At 62.6% G+C, this 16,918-nt stretch carries 20 protein-coding genes; 8 read left to right on the top strand and 12 right to left on the bottom strand.

Features of this window, described 5'->3' with window-relative positions; translation table 11 throughout:
• Window positions 1–43: 43 nt before the first annotated feature.
• The 3 genes from BS626_RS09565 to mdcH are packed head-to-tail and all read left to right on the top strand — an operon-like array spanning window position 44 to window position 2,582.
• Window positions 44–1,003, top strand: coding sequence for an AEC family transporter (locus BS626_RS09565; protein WP_075182172.1), 960 nt, complete (start codon window positions 44–46; stop codon window positions 1,001–1,003).
• Complete coding sequence (locus BS626_RS09560; protein WP_083615930.1) at window positions 1,000–1,650, top strand: malonate decarboxylase holo-ACP synthase; 651 nt, start codon at window positions 1,000–1,002, stop codon at window positions 1,648–1,650. Before BS626_RS09565 ends, BS626_RS09560 begins: the two co-directional genes overlap by 4 nt.
• Complete coding sequence (mdcH, locus tag BS626_RS09555) at window positions 1,647–2,582, top strand: malonate decarboxylase subunit epsilon (RefSeq protein WP_075182171.1); 936 nt, start codon at window positions 1,647–1,649, stop codon at window positions 2,580–2,582. The genes BS626_RS09560 and mdcH overlap by 4 nt, the downstream gene beginning before the upstream one ends.
• On the opposite strand, the gene BS626_RS09550 is transcribed toward mdcH, so the two are convergent.
• Window positions 2,561–3,487, bottom strand: a complete 927-nt coding sequence (locus BS626_RS09550; RefSeq protein WP_075182170.1) for a LysR family transcriptional regulator — start codon at window positions 3,485–3,487, stop codon at window positions 2,561–2,563. The genes mdcH and BS626_RS09550 overlap by 22 nt on opposite strands.
• A 149-nt stretch (window positions 3,488–3,636) precedes the next feature.
• On the opposite strand from BS626_RS09550, the gene yacL reads away from it, so the two are divergent.
• Window positions 3,637–3,999, top strand: coding sequence for a protein YacL (yacL, locus tag BS626_RS09545; protein WP_075182169.1), 363 nt, complete (start codon window positions 3,637–3,639; stop codon window positions 3,997–3,999).
• 49 nt (window positions 4,000–4,048) lie between these two features.
• Here yacL and speD read toward each other — a convergent pair whose 3' ends face one another.
• The 3 genes from speD to BS626_RS09530 all read right to left on the bottom strand — a co-directional run bounded on the left by speD (window position 4,049) and on the right by BS626_RS09530 (window position 6,206).
• Complete coding sequence (gene speD, locus BS626_RS09540) at window positions 4,049–4,858, bottom strand: adenosylmethionine decarboxylase (RefSeq protein WP_075182168.1); 810 nt, start codon at window positions 4,856–4,858, stop codon at window positions 4,049–4,051.
• 26 nt (window positions 4,859–4,884) lie between these two features.
• On the bottom strand, window positions 4,885–5,748 hold the full coding sequence (speE, locus tag BS626_RS09535) for a polyamine aminopropyltransferase (protein WP_075182167.1): 864 nt from the start codon (window positions 5,746–5,748) through the stop codon (window positions 4,885–4,887).
• A gap of 110 nt (window positions 5,749–5,858) precedes the next feature.
• On the bottom strand, window positions 5,859–6,206 hold the full coding sequence (locus BS626_RS09530) for a YacC family pilotin-like protein (RefSeq protein WP_075182166.1): 348 nt from the start codon (window positions 6,204–6,206) through the stop codon (window positions 5,859–5,861).
• Between the two features lie 173 nt (window positions 6,207–6,379).
• Between BS626_RS09530 and cueO the strand changes: the two genes are divergently transcribed.
• Together cueO and hpt are read left to right on the top strand one after the other, a co-directional pair.
• On the top strand, window positions 6,380–8,005 hold the full coding sequence (gene cueO, locus BS626_RS09525) for a multicopper oxidase CueO (RefSeq protein WP_075182165.1): 1,626 nt from the start codon (window positions 6,380–6,382) through the stop codon (window positions 8,003–8,005).
• 108 nt (window positions 8,006–8,113) lie between these two features.
• Window positions 8,114–8,650 (top strand): hypoxanthine phosphoribosyltransferase, encoded by a 537-nt coding sequence (gene hpt, locus BS626_RS09520; RefSeq protein WP_075182164.1) that lies wholly within the window; start codon window positions 8,114–8,116, stop codon window positions 8,648–8,650.
• Between the two features lie 48 nt (window positions 8,651–8,698).
• Here the strand turns inward: hpt and can are convergent, their stop codons facing one another.
• On the bottom strand, window positions 8,699–9,379 hold the full coding sequence (can, locus tag BS626_RS09515; protein WP_075182163.1) for a carbonate dehydratase: 681 nt from the start codon (window positions 9,377–9,379) through the stop codon (window positions 8,699–8,701).
• 107 nt (window positions 9,380–9,486) lie between these two features.
• Here can and BS626_RS09510 point away from each other — a divergent pair, with 107 nt between their 5' ends.
• Both BS626_RS09510 and BS626_RS09505 read left to right on the top strand, forming a co-directional pair.
• Entirely contained in the window at window positions 9,487–10,413 is a 927-nt protein-coding gene (locus BS626_RS09510; RefSeq protein ID WP_075182162.1) for an ABC transporter ATP-binding protein, read from the top strand.
• A complete protein-coding gene (locus tag BS626_RS09505) occupies window positions 10,410–11,180 on the top strand; it encodes an ABC transporter permease (RefSeq protein WP_075182161.1) in 771 nt (256 codons plus the stop codon). Before BS626_RS09510 ends, BS626_RS09505 begins: the two co-directional genes overlap by 4 nt.
• A gap of 38 nt (window positions 11,181–11,218) precedes the next feature.
• Here the strand turns inward: BS626_RS09505 and panD are convergent, their stop codons facing one another.
• The 7 genes from panD to dksA all read right to left on the bottom strand — a co-directional run bounded on the left by panD (window position 11,219) and on the right by dksA (window position 16,800).
• Window positions 11,219–11,599 (bottom strand): aspartate 1-decarboxylase, encoded by a 381-nt coding sequence (panD, locus tag BS626_RS09500; RefSeq protein ID WP_075182160.1) that lies wholly within the window; start codon window positions 11,597–11,599, stop codon window positions 11,219–11,221.
• Between the two features lie 102 nt (window positions 11,600–11,701).
• Window positions 11,702–12,556, bottom strand: a complete 855-nt coding sequence (panC, locus tag BS626_RS09495) for a pantoate--beta-alanine ligase (RefSeq protein WP_075182159.1) — start codon at window positions 12,554–12,556, stop codon at window positions 11,702–11,704.
• A 13-nt stretch (window positions 12,557–12,569) separates the two neighbouring features.
• On the bottom strand, window positions 12,570–13,364 hold the full coding sequence (panB, locus tag BS626_RS09490; protein WP_075182158.1) for a 3-methyl-2-oxobutanoate hydroxymethyltransferase: 795 nt from the start codon (window positions 13,362–13,364) through the stop codon (window positions 12,570–12,572).
• Window positions 13,365–13,431: 67 nt separating this feature from the next.
• Window positions 13,432–13,911, bottom strand: coding sequence for a 2-amino-4-hydroxy-6-hydroxymethyldihydropteridine diphosphokinase (gene folK, locus BS626_RS09485; protein ID WP_075182157.1), 480 nt, complete (start codon window positions 13,909–13,911; stop codon window positions 13,432–13,434).
• Window positions 13,908–15,311, bottom strand: coding sequence for a polynucleotide adenylyltransferase PcnB (gene pcnB / locus BS626_RS09480; RefSeq protein WP_075182156.1), 1,404 nt, complete (start codon window positions 15,309–15,311; stop codon window positions 13,908–13,910). Before pcnB ends, folK begins: the two co-directional genes overlap by 4 nt.
• 82 nt (window positions 15,312–15,393) lie before the next feature.
• Complete coding sequence (gene gluQRS, locus BS626_RS09475) at window positions 15,394–16,284, bottom strand: tRNA glutamyl-Q(34) synthetase GluQRS (protein WP_075182155.1); 891 nt, start codon at window positions 16,282–16,284, stop codon at window positions 15,394–15,396.
• 60 nt (window positions 16,285–16,344) lie between these two features.
• The gene (gene dksA, locus BS626_RS09470) at window positions 16,345–16,800 is read right to left on the bottom strand and encodes an RNA polymerase-binding protein DksA (protein ID WP_075182154.1); all 456 of its coding nucleotides are present in this window, start codon (window positions 16,798–16,800) and stop codon (window positions 16,345–16,347) included.
• Window positions 16,801–16,918 lie beyond the last annotated feature (118 nt).

Below are 16,918 nucleotides of genomic sequence, written 5' to 3'. Positions count from 1 at the left end.
ACCTCGCCGCACTTGTGCTGAATCTCACCAGGACGGGGGAGTCATGACCTACGTGATTATTCAGGCGCTGGCGCCGATCTTCTTGATCATGGCGCTGGGCTATTTCGCCGGCAAGACCGGGATGGTCGACAACCAGAACGTGGCCCTGCTGAATATTTTTGTGATGGACTTTGCGCTGCCGGCGACGCTGTTCAGCGCCACGGTGCAAACCCCCTGGGCAGGGATTTTGCAGCAGTCACCGCTGGCGGTGGTGCTGGTGCTCGCCATGTGGTTGACCTGGGCGCTGGTCTGGCTGGTGGCCATCCGCGTGTATCACCAACCGCCGCAGGTTGCCGCCGTGCTTACCCTGACGGTGGCGCTGCCCAACTATGCCGCGCTGGGGCTGCCGATCCTCGCCAGCGTCCTGGGCGATGCGCCCGGCACATCGCTGTCGGTGGCGGTGTCGATCGCCTGCGGCTCGGTGCTGATGACGCCGCTGTGTTTGCTGATCCTTGAGCGGGAAAAAGCGCGCGCGGCGGGGGAGTCGCTGGGCAGTCAGCTGGCTATGCTGCCGCGGCTGATGTACCGCTCGGTTAAAAAATCGATCGTCTGGGCGCCGCTGCTCGGCGTGGTGCTGTCGGCGCTGGGCGTACAGATGCCTGCGCTGGGGCTGGCGGCGCTAAAGCCGCTGGGGTTGGCGGCGACCGGCGGTGCCCTGTTCCTGACCGGGGTTATCCTGTCGGCGCGGCGGCTGCGCATCAGTGTGCCGGTGCTCGGGGCCAGCGCGGTCAAGCTGTTGATACAGCCGCTGATCGCCTGGGGGCTGGTGTGGTTACTGGGCCTGCAGGGTGCGCTGGCGATTGCCAGCATCCTGATGTCCGCCCTGGCCGCCGGCTTCTTTGGCGTGGTGTTTGGTAACCGCTTTGGCGTGCAGTCGCCGGATGCGGAAGCGACGCTGTTGCTCAGCTCGGTCTTAAGCATCGTCACGCTGCCGCTGTTTATCGGCTTCACGGCGGGATTGTGAGCGCTCGGGCGGTCGTCAGACCGATTCGCCCCCACGATTTGCTGTGGGTCGCCGCCGGGCACGCGTTTCATCCCGCGTTACCGGTCCCGGCCTGGCTCAGTCTGGGCTGGCGGGCGGCACTGCCCTTGGTGGTGCGCCGCGATTGCTCCGGCCCGCACGGCATTCCCGTTGGCGCTCGCGGCGGTTCGCGCGGCGAACGCTGCGCCGGCTGGGTGGCACCGCAGGCCATTGTGCGGGTGATCACTCCGCCGCAGCTGGTCGCGGATGCTGGCGCGCTGCGGCGTTCGCCGTGGGCCTCCCTTGCACCGCTGCGGGCGCTGATGGCGCTGCGCCGGCAGCACTGGCCGCTGACGTGGGGCGTCGCCGGCAGCGTGGGCTATGCGCTGGCGACCGGGCTGCCGGTGCTGCACGCCGCCAGCGATCTTGATCTGGTCTGGTACTGTCCGCAACCGGTGGCGCGGCCGCTACTGGCGGCGTTGCTGCCGCGCCTTGACGCCGCTCCCTGCCGGATAGATGCGCAGGTAGTGACCCCGCAGGGAGGATTTGCCCTGCGGGAGTGGCTGACCGCCGGGCGGGTGCTGCTGAAAACCGATCGCGGCCCGCGGCTGACCGACGATCCCTGGCGTATCGCCGAGGAGAGAACATGAAGAGTCTGCTGACCTTTCCGGGCCAGGGCGCTCAGCAGCCCGGTATGCTGCATCAGCTGCCACCCGGCGATGACGCCCGCCGGCTGCTGGCGCAGGCGAGTGCGGTGCTGCGGCAGGATGCGCTGACGCTGGACAGCGCTGCGGCGCTGGCGGACACCCGCGCGGTGCAGCTCTGCCTGCTGATTGCCGGTGTGGCCTGGGCACGGGCGCTGGAGGCGGCCGGTGGTCGCTTTGATGCGGTGGCCGGGCTGTCCATTGGTGCCTGGCCCGCCGCGGTGGTCGCCGGCGCGCTGGCGTTTGACGACGCGGTGTGGCTGGTGGCGCGCCGCGGTGAGCTGATGGCGGCGGCGTGCCCCGACGGCTACGGCATGGCGGTGATTATCGGCCTGTCGCCGTCGCAGGTGACGCGGATGCTGGCCGCGGAGCGCAGCGTCGACCAGCCGCTGTGGCTGGCGAACATCAATGCGGAGGATCAGCTGGTCATCGCCGGTAGCGGGGCGGCGATGAACCGGGTGATGGCCCGCGCCCGCGCGGCGGGCGCGCGAAAGACGCACCGGCTGAAGGTCAGCGTGCCGTCGCACTGCCCGCTGCTGGCCGATGCCGCCGCGCAGCTGGCCGCCGCGATGGCCGGGGTGACCCTGCGCCGGCCAACCCGGGCGTGGCTGAGCGGCAGCTGTGCCCGGGTGCGCTGGGAGCCGGCGGCGATCGCCGACGATCTGGCGTACAATATGGCGCGTCAGGTGCGCTGGCATGACACGATGGTGGCCGCCTGCGAGCGCGGCGTGCGCCTGATGGTGGAGATGCCGCCGGGGCAGACGCTGACCGCGCTGGCCCGGGGAGTGATTGGCGAAGGTGAGGCGGTGGCCCTCGCCGGACGCGGGCTGAGCGACTGCGTAGCGCTGCTGAATCGCTACGCCGGCGACGGCCGGTGATGCCGCGCCAGCATGCGGCATTCGGCGGTCAGCGCCAGCAGGTTGGGATCGCGCTCGCGGTTGCGATTAAACACCAGCGCCAGCCGCTGCCGCTGCTGATAGGCGGCGCACAGCGGCACCAGACGCAGGGTCTGCTGGTAGATCCGGCGCATCCTTCCGGGGATCAGGGTTAAGCCGACGCCGGCCTGCACCAGGCTGAGCAGGGAGAAGATATCGCTCACTTCGGTGACGATCTGCGGGGTAAAACCGGCGCGTTGAAACGCGGCACAAAAGCCCTGCTGGGTGGTAAATCCGGCCGTCAGCGAGACAAAGCGCTGCTGGCGATAGTCGCGTAAATCGGCCGGCTCTCCCCCCGGTAGCGCGCTGGCGGTCGGTACCGCCAGCCACAGGTGATCATCAAACAGCGTGACCGTTTCCAGCGCGGGATCGAGGCGGCCCGCCTCGGGCAGGGCAATCAGAATGGCGTCCAGCGCCTGCTGCGTCAGCAGGGCCAGCAGCTGCTGGTTGGATCCCATCTGCAGCGCAATGTCAGTGCCGGGGCGGCGCGCGTTCAGCCCCTTCATCAACAGCGGCAGGGTATCCAGGGTCAGTGAAAACAGCGTGCCGATTGTCATCCGCGGCTGGCCAACGCCCGCCGCGCGGCGGGTGGATTCAATCGCCCTGTCCGTCAGCGACAGCAGCTGGGTGACCGACGCCAGCAGCGTTTGCGCCGCCGGCAGCGGGCGCAGGACCCGCCCGGTATGTACAAACAGCGGGCAGCGTAGCCCGGCCTCCAGACTGTGCAGCGCGCGGTGTACGCTGACGCTGCTGATCCCCAACCGTTCTGCCGTACGAGCGATGGTCTCTTCCTGCATAAAGATCTGAAAAATTTCCATTTTTCGCAGCGTGATTTCGCTGTCAATCATCAGCGCCTCCCTCCGATTGGATGCCGGACAGCAGCGTGGCGCATCGCTGGCTTGTATGATGCGGCGTGCGCCACCATAATGCGCGGCCAGTGCAGAGTGCGCGTCGGTCAGCCATACTCAGGGCAGGACGGACGCGGAAGGAGAGTATGATGGAATACGAATTTTTGCGCGACCTGAACGGTGCGGTGAAGGTGCGTATGTCGATGGGTCACGAGGCCATTGGTCAGTGGTTCAACGAAGAGGTGCAGGGGAATCTGGCGCTGCTGGACAGCGTCGAGGCCGCCGCGGCAGCGGTACGGGGCAGCGAGCGGCAGTGGCAGCATATTGGCCACGAATACACGCTGTGGCTGGATGAGGAGGAGGTGATGATTCGCGCCAACCAGCTGGCGCTGGAGGGAGATGAGCTCGAAGAGGGCATGCGGTATTACGACGAAGAGAGTCTGGCATTGTGTGGCCTGGAGGATTTCCTCGCGGTGATCGCCGCCTGGCGCGCCTTTTTGCAAGGGCGTTGATCCCGCCGCGGATCGCACCGGGGCGGGAGAGGTCTCCCGCCCCGCGGGGCTATTTTAGCTTTAATCCCGTGGCCGGAATGTTGCGGCCATAATAAATTTCCCGCATCTCTTTCCACAGCAGATCGGTGATCCGCTTATGCTCCTGCGGGCTGAGATCTTCCGGGCGGGTATTAAACAGGTAGTGTTTCAAATCGAACTCTTTCAGCAGCATCTTGGTGTGAAAGATGTTTTCCTGATAGACGTTCACATCCACCATGTCATACATCGCCTTCATGTCTTCCGACATAAAGTTCTGGATGGAGTTAATCTCGTGATCGATAAAGTGCTTCACCCCGTTCACATCGCGGGTAAAGCCGCGCACGCGATAGTCGATGGTGACGATGTCAGATTCCAGCTGGTGAATTAAGTAGTTCAGCGCTTTCAGCGGCGAAATCACGCCGCAGGTCGACACTTCAATGTCGGCGCGAAACGTACAGAGTCCGCCCTCCGGATGGCTCTCCGGATAGGTGTGGACGCAGATGTGGCTTTTATCAAGGTGGGCGACCACCGAGTCCGGCAGCGGGCCGGGATGTTCTGAGGTATCAATGTCTCGCGGGTCGACCGGCTCTTCGCTGACCAGAATGGTCACGCTGGCGCCCTGCGGTTCATAATCCTGGCGGGCAACATTCAGAATATTGGCGCCGATAATGGAGCAGGTTTCGCTCAGGATTTCGGTCAGGCGATTGGCGTTGTATTGCTCGTCAATATAAGCGATGTAGCCGTCGCGCTCGGCGGCGCTATTAGCATAGCAAATATCATAGATACAAAAACTCAGGCTTTTCGTCAGGTTGTTGAAGCCATGCAGTTTCAGCTTTTGCAATTTTGTTCACCTCCTTAGATATGCCGTCAGCCGTTGGCTGACAGGGCATTCAGCAGATATTGCGGCAGGGCAAAGCTGCCAGTGTGGATGGCCGGATTGTAGTAACGGCAGGTCAGGCCAGCGGCCTCAAAGCGTGTCTGCAGGGTCCCGACGTCCAGCTGGCGCAGGGCCGGGTTGTCGCTGGCCCAGGCAAACGTCATGATTCCGCCGTAGTAGGTAGGAATCGCCGCCTGATAAAAGCTGACATCGCCAAAATAGTGGCCGAGCTTCGTGTGGCTGGTGACCGCTTCATCCTGCTGCAGGAAGCAGACGCCGTTCTGGGCGACAAAAATGCCGTTGTCGTTCAGGCAGCGCTTACAGCCCGCATAAAACGCGGAGGTGAACAGGCTTTCACCGGGGCCGATCGGATCCGTGCAGTCGGAAATGATCAGATCAAACGTCTGATCGGTTTGCGTCACGAAGTTCACGCCGTCGTCGATAACCAGCTGGAAGCGCGGATCGTCATAGGCCCCGGCGCTGTGGTTCGGCAGCCAGGTTTTACAGAAGTTGACCACGTCGGCGTCAATTTCCACCATGGTGATGCGTTCCAGCTGTGCGTGGCGACACACTTCGCGCAGCATACCGCCGTCGCCGCCGCCAATGATCAGCACGCTCTTCGCCGCGCCGTGCGCCAGCAGCGGCACGTGGGTCAGCATTTCGTGGTAGATAAACTCATCGCGCTCGGTGGTTTGCACCACGCCGTCCAGCGCCATGACGCGACCCATGGCCGCGTTTTCAAAAATGACCAGATCCTGGTGTTCGGTTTTTTCGCGATACAGCACGTTATCGACGGAAAAGTATTGTCCGAAGCCGGCATGAAGGGTCTCATACCATGTTTCATTTTGCGCCATGTGGGGGGCGTCCTCCAGTGTCAACAACCATGAAAAATGGGCGCGCTATGATAGCGAACTCTGACCGGGGTTGCACGGTCAAATCGACAGCAGGAGGGCGGCGCGAGGGGTTACTTTACATACGCCAGCAGGCTGAGCGAATCCCGCGCCAGCGATTGGCACTTTTTGTCGTTAGCAATGGCAATGCCGCTCAGGTCTTTGTAACTCGCTTCACCCAGCGCTTTCATATTGTAACTGTTGTAATTGGCCAGATCCCAGCGGTTCTGCTGGGCGAAAAAAATCAGCGCGCGGCGTATTTGTCCTTCCGGCAGCGCCTCGTAGCCACAATCGTTTTTCAGATAGACAAACACCGCGGTGAGGTCGGCTAAGTCTTCCGCTTCGGATTCGCTCAGGGCATAGCTGTGAGTGGAGCAGGCCAGCAGGGCAGTACAGCACAGAGCCTGAATGCTCTTCTTCATACGGATTCTCATCAGGACAGGATGCAGCAGACGTTAGCACAGTTTCACCGCCGATTCAGGCCCTCTGCTGTAAAAAAATCGGATAATCCCGCCCGCACGGCGGCACGCCACTTGACCTTCTGGTAAGGGGAGGGTTTAGGCTGGCAGTGGCTATCTATCACAGGGAACAGAAGATGAAACGGCGACATTTTATCAAACTGGGTGCGGTGCTGGGCGGTGCGGCGCTGCTGCCAACGGGCGGCGCCCGGGCGCAGACCCGGCCCCGTCCGGCGCTGCCGGTGCCGACGCGGCTGGCGCCGGACGCCAACGGCGTGCTGCGGCTGAGTGTCCAGCAGGGGCGCCACGTGTTTGATCGGCAGCCGGTGACCAGCTGGGGCTACAACGGCGCGCTGCTCGGACCCGCGCTGGCGCTGACGCGCGGGCAGCCGGTCAGCGTCGAGATTCAGAATCGTCTGCCGGAGGCCACCACCGTCCACTGGCACGGACTGGAGGTGCCCGGGGACGTCGACGGCGGTCCGCAGGGGGTCATTCCCGCGGGCGGGCGGCGGCGCGTCAGCTTTACCGTCGATCAGCCGGCCGCCACCTGCTGGTTCCACCCGCATCTGCACGGTAAAACCGGTTATCAGGTGGCTCAGGGACTGGCCGGCCTGGTACTGATCGAGGATCAACAGAGCGCCGGTCTGCGGCTGCCGACGCTGTGGGGCGTTGACGATATTCCGCTGATCCTACAGGACAAGCGCTTCAGCGCCGACGGTCGGCGCATTGATTATCAGCTGGATGAGATGACTGCGGCGGTGGGCTGGTTTGGCGACGTAATGTTAACCAACGGCGTTATCGCGCCGCAGCACGCGGTGCCGCGCGGTTGGATCCGCCTGCGGCTGCTTAACGGCTGTAATGCCCGCTCGCTGCGGCTGGCGGCCAGCGATGAGCGGCCGCTGTACGTGATTGCCAGCGACGGCGGGCTGCTGGCGGAGCCGGTGACGCTCAGCGATCTGCCGCTGCTGCCTGGTGAACGCGTTGAGGTGCTGGTCGACTGCTCAGACGGCCGCGAGGTGGAGCTGATGACGCTGCCGGTCGCGCAAATGGGCATGACGCTGCCGCCGTTTGATCGACCGCTGTCGGTGCTGCGCTTACAGCCGCTGCGGGTGATGGCCAGCGGAACCCTGCCGGACAGCCTGGCGGAGCTCCCGCCGCTGCCGGCGCTGGACGGCCTGACCGCGCGCACGCTGCGGCTGTCGATGGATCCGCGGCTTGACGCGCGTGGGATGCAGGCGCTGATGCGGCGCTACGGTCATCAGGCGATGGCCGGCGTCAGTATGGCGATGCACGGCGCAGAGGGGATGCACGATGCCGGCCAGCACTCCGCGGCGATGGGCGCGGGTAAACCGACCCCGGGGGCCGGGCAGAGGCACGGTGGCCACGGGGCGGAAGCCACCTCCGGCGGGGCGCTGGATCTGCACAGCGCCAACCGGATTAACGGTCAGCCGTTTGCCATGGAAACCCCGGCGTTTACCGCCGGCCGCGGCGTCTGGGAAAAATGGACGATCAGCGGCGAGGGCGACATGATGCGCCATCCTTTTCATATTCACGGCACGCAGTTCCGCATTCTGTCGGAAAACGGTCAGCCACCCGCCGCGCACCGCCGCGGCTGGAAAGACATGGTGCTGGTGGAGGGCGGTCGCAGCGAGGTGCTGGTGCGGTTTGCCCACCCGGCGTCGGCGGCACAGGCCTATATGGCGCATTGCCACCTGCTGGAGCATGAGGATACCGGTATGATGCTCGGATTTACCGTGAGCTGACCCCCAGCCTGCTACCGGCGACGTCGGTGGCAGGCAATCAATCCTGCCGTCCGCCGGGCAGAGTGTGCTAGACTGCGTTGCTTTCGTTCCGCAACCAATCTGAATACTATGAAACACACCGTTGAAGTGATGATTTCCGAACCGGAGATCAAATCCCGTATCCTCGAATTAGGTCAGCAAATTAACGCCCGCTACCGCGACAGCGGCAGCGATATGGTACTGGTTGGCCTGCTGCGCGGCTCGTTCATGTTTATGGCCGATCTGTGTCGCGCCATTGACGTGCCGCACGAAGTCGATTTTATGACCGCCTCCAGTTACGGCAGCGGTATGTCGAGCACCCGCGACGTGAAAATCCTGAAAGACCTCGACGAGGATATCCGCGGCAAAGACGTGTTGATCGTCGAAGACATCATTGATTCCGGTAACACGCTGAGCAAAGTGCGTGAAATCCTGCGCCTGCGCGAGCCCAAATCGCTGGCGATCTGTACGCTGCTGGACAAGCCGGAACGGCGTGAAGTGGACGTGGCGGTTGAGTACGTGGGTTTTGCCATTCCCGATGAGTTCGTGGTGGGGTACGGTATCGACTACGCACAGCGCTACCGCCATCTTCCCTACGTCGGTAAAGTGGTGCCGACCGGCGAGTAAGTCATCAGGGCACAAACGATGAAGGCCGCCCGTCGGCCTTCAGATAAACTACTCCGCGCATTGGCCTTCGCGTAGGCTGTCCGGATTCTGCAGCAGGCTGGCGATAGCGCGACGGTAGCGCTGCTCTAACAGCTCGCGATTACTGGATGCCACTTCCAGATCGCGCAGGCAGCCATCGTGGACGCCGTAGATCCAACCGTGAATGTTCACTTTCTGACCGCGTTTCCAGGCGGACTGCATAATGGTGGAGTGACCGAGGTTGTAGACTTGCTCTACCACGTTAATTTCGCACAGTTTGTCGAAGCGTTTTTCCGGCGGCAGTTCACCCAGCAGCGAGCTATGCTTGTACCACAGATCGCGAATGTGCAGCAGCCAGTTGTTGATCAGACCCAGTTCCGGATTCTCCAGCGCCGCCTGCACGCCACCGCAGTCGTAGTGGCCGCAGATAATGATGTGCTCGACCTGCAGAACATCAACGGCGTACTGCACCACGGACAGGCAGTTCAGGTCAGTATGGATAACCAGATTGGCGACGTTGCGATGCACAAAGAGCTCGCCCGGTGCCAGGCCGGTAAGGCGTTCGGCGGGCACGCGACTGTCGGCGCAGCCGATCCACAAAAAGCGCGGCGTCTGCGCCGTGGCCAGCTGCTGAAAAAAGCCGGGATCTTCATCCTTCAGCCGTGTTGACCACGCGCGGTTGTTACTCATCAGAGTATCGATATCTTTCATGCTGTCGGTGACCTGTCCCAGGCAAAATGCGTGGCGGTACTATAGGCCAGGCGACCGCGATTTGAAATGTTAAAAAAGAGACATCATCTACAGGGCTGTTAACCTTTATGACCTTTGCACTGGAACTTGAAAAGCTGGCCAAAACCTACCCGGGTGGGGTTCAGGCCCTGAAAGGGATCGACTTAGCGGTTGATGCCGGCGACTTTTACGCGCTGCTGGGGCCAAACGGCGCCGGAAAATCCACCACCATCGGCATCATCAGTTCGCTGGTGAACAAAACCGCCGGCAGGGTGCGCGTGTTTGGTTACGATCTGTCGCAGGACGTGGTGAATGCCAAACGTCAGCTCGGTCTGGTCCCGCAAGAATTTAACTTCAACCCGTTTGAGACCGTGTTGCAGATCGTGGTGAATCAGGCGGGCTACTACGGCGTGGAGCGCCGCGACGCGCTGGTGCGCGCAGAAAAATACCTGCGCCAGCTCGATTTATGGGAAAAACGTAATGAGCGTGCGCGGATGCTCTCCGGCGGCATGAAGCGCCGCCTGATGATCGCCCGGGCGCTGATGCATGAGCCCAGACTGCTGATCCTCGATGAACCCACCGCCGGGGTGGACATTGAGCTGCGCCGCTCCATGTGGACCTTCCTGCAGGAGCTGAACGCGCAGGGCACCACCATCATTCTGACCACCCACTATCTGGAAGAAGCCGAGATGTTGTGCCGCAACATCGGGATCATCCAGCGCGGGGAGCTGGTGGAAAACACCTCAATGAAGGCGCTGCTGGCCAAACTCAAATCGGAAACGTTTATCCTCGACCTGGCGCCGAAAAGCCCGCTGCCGAAGCTGGAAGGCTTTCAATACCGGCTGGTGGATACCACCACGCTGGAGGTAGAGGTGATGCGCGAGCAGGGGCTGAACAGCGTGTTTTCGCAGCTGAGCGCCCAGGGAATTACCGTCCTCAGTATGCGCAATAAGGCGAACCGACTGGAGGAGTTGTTTGTGGGATTAACGCAGGGCGCAAAGGGGGCTTCGGCATGACGCATCTTTACTGGGTAGCGCTGAAAAGCATTTGGGCAAAAGAGGTCAACCGTTTTGCCCGCATCTGGATTCAGACGCTGGTGCCGCCGGTCATTACCATGACCCTGTACTTCATCATCTTTGGCAATCTGATCGGCTCGCGCATCGGTGAGATGCACGGCTTTAGCTATATGCAGTTTATCGTGCCGGGACTGATCATGATGGCGGTGATCACTAACGCCTACGCCAACGTGGCGTCATCGTTTTTCAGCAGTAAGTTTCAGCGCAATATCGAAGAGCTGCTGGTGGCGCCGGTGCCAACCCATATCATTATTGCCGGCTACGTTGGCGGCGGGGTGGCGCGCGGGCTGTGCGTTGGCATTCTGGTCACGGCGATTTCGCTGTTTTTCGTGCCGTTCCAGGTGCACTCCTGGCTGATGGTGGCGCTGACGCTGCTGCTGACGGCGATCCTGTTTTCGCTGGCCGGGCTGCTGAATGCGGTGTTTGCCCGCACCTTTGACGATATCAGCCTGATCCCGACGTTTGTACTGACGCCGCTGACTTATCTCGGTGGGGTGTTTTACTCGCTGTCGCTGCTGCCGCCGGTGTGGCAGGCGGTATCGAAGCTCAATCCGATCGTCTATATGATAAGCGGCTTCCGCTACGGCTTTCTCGGCATTAACGATGTGCCGCTGGTGCTGACGATGTCGGTGCTGCTGGCGTTTATCGTGGTGTTTTACGTGCTGGTCTGGGCGCTGATTCAGCGCGGGCGCGGTCTGCGCACCTGACTGGCAACGGGGCCGACGTGGGTCGGCCCCGTCTGGCCTCAGGCCACCTGCACCGGCACCGCCTTCGCGACGCGCTTCATCACGTTATGCTCTTCAAAATAGGCGACCTTTGGCTGCCAGCTGCGCGCCGCCTCATCCGCCATCTCCACGTAAGAACAGATAATCAGCACATCGCCAACGCAGGCGCAGCGCGCCGCGGCGCCGTTAACCGAAATGATGCGGGAGCCGCGCTCGGCGGCAATCGCATAGGTGGAAAAACGCTGGCCGTTATTGACGTTATAAATATCGATGGCTTCGTATTCGAGTATGCCGGAGGCGTCGAGGAAATCCTGATCGATGGCGCAGGAGCCCTCGTAATGCAAATCGGCCTGGGTGACCGTAACCCGGTGAAGCTTGCCTTGCAGCATAGTGCGTTTCATGACCCTGTACCTTTCTCTCTGTTCTGCATCCTGCGCCACCGCGGCGCCGGGCGGGTAGACCGCCCCTCTCCGCGCCAGTATTGCCGCTGGCGCAGCGCTTGTCTACTGGGTTAAATCAACCTGTTGATTATCAATCAATCGCGCTTTTCCAAGCCACGCGGCCATCAGGATCACCGCGCGCTGGCTGTCGGTGGTCAGCGGAAGCAGGCTCTCCGCGTCGCAGATCGCCAGGCCATCGGCGCGCAGCCCTTTTTCCGCCAGCTGTTGTTCAGCCTCCGCCAGCAGATCGTCAACGTGGCGTTCGCCGTTGCGCATCTTCTCCGCCACGGCGTTCATCACCTGGCTCAGCCCCGGCGCCAGCTTGCGCTCATCGGCGCTGAGGTAGCCATTGCGCGAGCTGAGTGCCAGCCCGTCTTTGGCCCGCACGGTGGGCACGCCAACAATGTCGATGTCGTAGCCCATGTCGGTGACCAGCTTGCGGATCAGCGCCAGCTGCTGATAATCCTTCTCGCCAAAGCAGGCGAGATCCGGCTGTACCAGGTTGAACAGCTTGCTGACGATGGTGGTGACGCCGCGGAAGTGGCCGGGACGACTGGCTCCCTCCAGTAGCGCGGAGAGGCCGGGGACTTCAACAAACGTCTGCGCGTCCAGCCCCTGCGGATAGATGACCTGCGGCGCCGGGGCGAAGACCAGATCCACGTTGCGCTTGTTCAGTCGCTCGCAATCCTCCTGCAGCGTACGCGGATAGCGTGCCAGATCGTCAGCGCGATCGAACTGCATCGGATTGACGAAAATCGAGACCACGACGATGTCGGCGCGCGCGCGCGCCTCCTCCACCAGCGTCATGTGGCCGTCGTGCAGGTTGCCCATGGTGGGAACCAGCGCAATGCGTTTGCCCTCCTGACGCCAGCGACGGATCTCGCGGCGCAGCAGCGGCGGGGTTTCGATAATCAGCACGCCTTTCTCCTGTTTATTGGAAACTGTGTTCAGCGGCGGGCCAGGTGCCCGCCTCCACTTCTGCAATGTAGGCCCGCACCGCCGCGCGAATATCCGGCTGGCCGGTCAGGAAATTTTTGGTGAATTTTGGAATATGACCGCCGGTCAGCCCGAAGGCATCGTGCATCACCAGAATCTGGCCGTCGGTGACGTTACCGGCGCCGATGCCGATAACCGGGATCGCCAGCGCGTCGGTCACGCGCCGCGCCAGCGCGACCGGAACGCACTCCAGCACCAGCAGCTGAGCGCCGGCGGCCTCCAGCGCCAGCGCGTCGGCCAGCAGGCGATCGGCCGCGTCACTGTCGCGTCCCTGCACTTTGTAGCCGCCGAAAATATTGACCGACTGCGGCGTCAGGCCGAGGTGACCGCACACCGGCACGGCGCGCTCGGTCAGCTGCCGTACCGTTTCACACAGCCAGGCCCCGCCCTCCAGCTTCACCAGATTGGCGCCGGCGCGCATCAGCTGCGCCGCGTTAGCACAGGTCTGCTCCGGGGTGGCGTAAGCCATAAACGGCAGGTCGGCCATCACCAGCGCCTGCGGCGCGCCGCGACGGACCGCCGCGGTGTGGTAAGCGATGTGCTCGACGGTGACCGGCAGGGTCGAATCGTGCCCCTGCACGGTCATGCCCAGCGAATCACCAATCAGCAGCACAGCAATGCCCTCATCGGCAAACAGGCGGGCAAAGCTGAAGTCATAGGCGGTCAGGGTGGCAAATTTGCGCCCCTGCTGTTTCCACTGGCGCAAATGCGAAAGGGTGGTGGGTTTCATGGCAACCTCGTTGGCGTTCGATAAGCGGCTATCTTAATCAAAGGTCGGCATGAAGGGAACGTGGCGTTTACCAGCGCTGAATTGCCGTGGCGTCCAGCGCGGCAAGCAGGCCGTCGAGGCGCGTTCCGTCGGGCAGGGTGGCATCTGGCGCGATCGCCAGCAGCGGCACCAGCATAAACGCGCGGTTGTGCAGATCGTAATGCGGCACGGTCAGGCGCGGCGTGGCCAGCGTCTGCTCGCCCCACAGCATGATATCGATATCGAGGGTGCGCGGTCCCCAGCGTTCGGCTTTGCGCACCCGTCCCTGCTCCTGCTCAATGCGCTGGGTGTGGTCGAGCAGGGTTTCCGGCGCCAGCGTGGTGTCGACCGCCACGGCGGCGTTAAGGAAGTCGGGCTGATCCGGCGGCCCGTATGGCGGAGTGCGGTAAAACGGCGATACCGCCAGCACGTCGCTCTGCGGCAGCGCGCGCAGGGCCTGCAGCGCGGCTTCGACCTGCGCCAGCGGGTCGGCCTGGTTGCTGCCGATGGCCAGCCAGACGCGCATCAGCCGCCGCTCTCTTTGCGCGGCCCGGCCGGACGTTTGCGCGGACGGCGGGTGCGGCGGCGCGGGGCCGGATCGTCACCGAGGGTGTTCATCAAGTTTTTTTGCTGCGGCGGTGCGGCGGTCTGGAATTCGCCCCACCAGTCAGTCAGGCGCTGCAGCTCGCTGTTGTTTTCCACCCCGGCGCGCAGCGCCAGCAGATCATACGCGGCGCGAAATTTGGGGTGTTCCATCAGTTTCCAGGCCCGCTTACCGTGGCGGCGGGGCAGACGCAGCTGCAGCTGCCAGATGTCGCGCACCAGGCTGGTGATACGCTTCGGGATCGCCAGCGCGCGGCAGGCCTCATCCAGCACGTCGTTCATCGCCAGCGCAAAGGCGTCATAGTAGGCCAGCCCGCTCTCCTGGGCGATCTTCTGCGCTGCTTCCAGCAGGGTGTACCAGAACATGGCGGCAAACAGGAACGCCGGATTGACCCGCTGATTGTTCTGCAGGCGGGCATCGGTGTTTTTCAGCACCTGTGCCAGCATGCGCTCCATGTTGCTGTCGCCCTGCTCAGTAAAATTGCGTGCCAGGGTCGGAAACAGCGGCTGAAACAGCTGATAATCGCGCAGCTTCAGCCAGGTGGCGTAGCCGTAGCCGGCCTGCAGCAGCTTCAGAGCCTCTTCAAACAGGCGCGCCGGCGGGATGTCGTGCAGCAGCGCGGCCAGCCGCGGGATGGGTTCGCCGGTTTCCGGCGCGATCTGCATATCCAGCTTGGCGGCAAAGCGCACCACGCGCAGCATGCGCACCGGATCTTCGCGATAGCGGGTTTCCGGATCGCCAATCATTCGTACCACGCCGCTGCGCAGATCGTTCAGACCGCCGACGTAATCGCGCACGGTAAAGTCCGCTACGTTGTAGTACAGCGAGTTGATCGTCAGATCGCGGCGCTGGGCATCATCTTCAATACTGCCAAAAATGTTATCGCGCAGCAGCATGCCGTTCTGCCCGCGCTGGGCGGCGTCATTGCTGCTGGCTTCGGCTTCGTGGTGGCCGCGAAAGGTCGCCACTTCGATGATTTCCGGCCCAAACATCACGTGTGCCAGGCGAAAACGACGGCCGACCAGACGGCAGTTGCGAAACAGCTTTCGCATCTGTTCCGGGGTGGCGTTGGTGGTGATGTCAAAATCTTTTGGCTTCTTGCCCAGCAGCAGGTCGCGCACGCCGCCGCCGACCAGATATGCCTCATAACCCGCTTTGTTCAGGCGATAGAGCACCTTGAGCGCATTTTCACTGATGTCTTTGCGCGAGATATTATGGCGATCGCGGGGGATGATGGTCAGCGGATTTTCGACGTTTTCCACCTCGGCTTGCGCCTCTTCTCGGCTCAGTACCTTGCGGCAAAAATTAGCGACTCGGGTAAAAATAGGACACCTCTACAGTGACAATATAGCCAGGGGTTAATAAATAGCGGCTCATCATAGCCTGTTACGACGCGTTTGAGAATGCTCAGTTACCCGCGGCAGGGGGCAAGGCATCCTGCTGCGGCAGGTTTTTTAGCTGCCAGCCGGCAACGGCTTCCTGCAGCAGCGTCTCCGTGCTGAGATCCCGCCAGCCGGCGGGAACGGCCTGGCCCAGAAAGCGCAGGGCCGCGACCAGTACCGGACGCGGGTCGCCGTCCGGCAGCGCCGGCGCGTGATTTTGCTTGGACAGCTTGTGGCCATCGTGATTCAGCGCCAGCGGCAGATGCAGCCAGCGGGGAGACGGCCAGCCAAACTGCTGATAAAGCGCAATCTGGCGCACGGTCGGAGCAATCAGATCGGCGCCGCGCACCACTTCGCTGATGCCCGCCGCGCGATCGTCGACCACCACCGCCAGGTTATAGGCAAACAGCCCGTCGCGGCGGTGGATAATAAAGTCCTCCGCCGCCAGGGCGGGCGGGACCGCGATCGGGCCGCGCAGCCGATCGTCAAAGCCGCTGACCGGCGTATCCACCCGCAGACGCACTGCCGCACCGGCGGGCGCAAGCTGGCGATCCCGGCAGTGGCCGTCATAGTAACCGCCCAGCTGCCGCACCCGGCTGCGGGTGCAGTGGCAATAGTAGCTGCGGCCCGCCCGCTGCAGCTCGGCCAGCGCGGCGCGGTACGCATCATGGCGCTGTGACTGCCAGGTGACTTCGCCGTCCCAGTGTAGCCCGTAGTGCGCCAGCTGGCGGAGAATGCGGTCGGCCGCGCCGGGCACTTCGCGCGGCGGATCGATATCTTCAATGCGCACCCGCCACAGGCCCCGATGGGCGCGGGCCTGCAGCCAGCTGCCGAGCGCGGCAAGCAAAGAGCCGAAATGGAGGTCACCAGAGGGAGAAGGGGCGAAGCGCCCAATATAGGGGGTATCTGCGGTCATGGTCAGGCAAATGCCGTGAAGAGAGCAGTGAGGACCTCTCCACGGCTGTCCGGTGGCACCTTAGCCAGCCATCTGTTTTTCGCGGATTTCTGCCAGCGTTTTGCAATCAATGCACAGATCGGCGGTTGGACGCGCTTCGAGGCGACGAATGCCAATTTCTACCCCGCAGGATTCGCAGAAGCCGAAATCGTCATCTTCCACTTTCTTCAGCGTCTTCTCGATCTTCTTGATAAGCTTACGCTCGCGGTCGCGGTTACGCAGTTCGAGGCTGAATTCCTCTTCCTGCGCGGCGCGATCCACCGGGTCGGGGAAGTTGGCCGCTTCATCCTGCATGTGCGATACGGTGCGGTCGACTTCATCCCTGAGCTGATTGCGCCAGGCCTCAAGAATTTTCCTGAAGTGCTCAAGCTGGGCTTCGTTCATGTACTCTTCGCCCGGCTTCTCCTGATACGGCTCCACCCCAGCGATGGCGAGGATACTCAGGGACGATGTTTTACGGTTTTGCCCTTCTTGCATGTTGTTTCTCCTGGATAACACGCACTATCGATCCCCATAGGGGAAAAAAACAGGCCGCTATAAATAGCAGAAGCGATTGCCGTTGGCAATTATTCCTCAGCGCACCTTGACAAGCCTG

The sequence above is a fragment of the Pantoea sp. 1.19 genome (assembly GCF_001922585.1).
Lineage (GTDB): Bacteria > Pseudomonadota > Gammaproteobacteria > Enterobacterales > Enterobacteriaceae > 1-19.
This window is presented reverse-complemented; position numbering and strand designations above follow the sequence as displayed.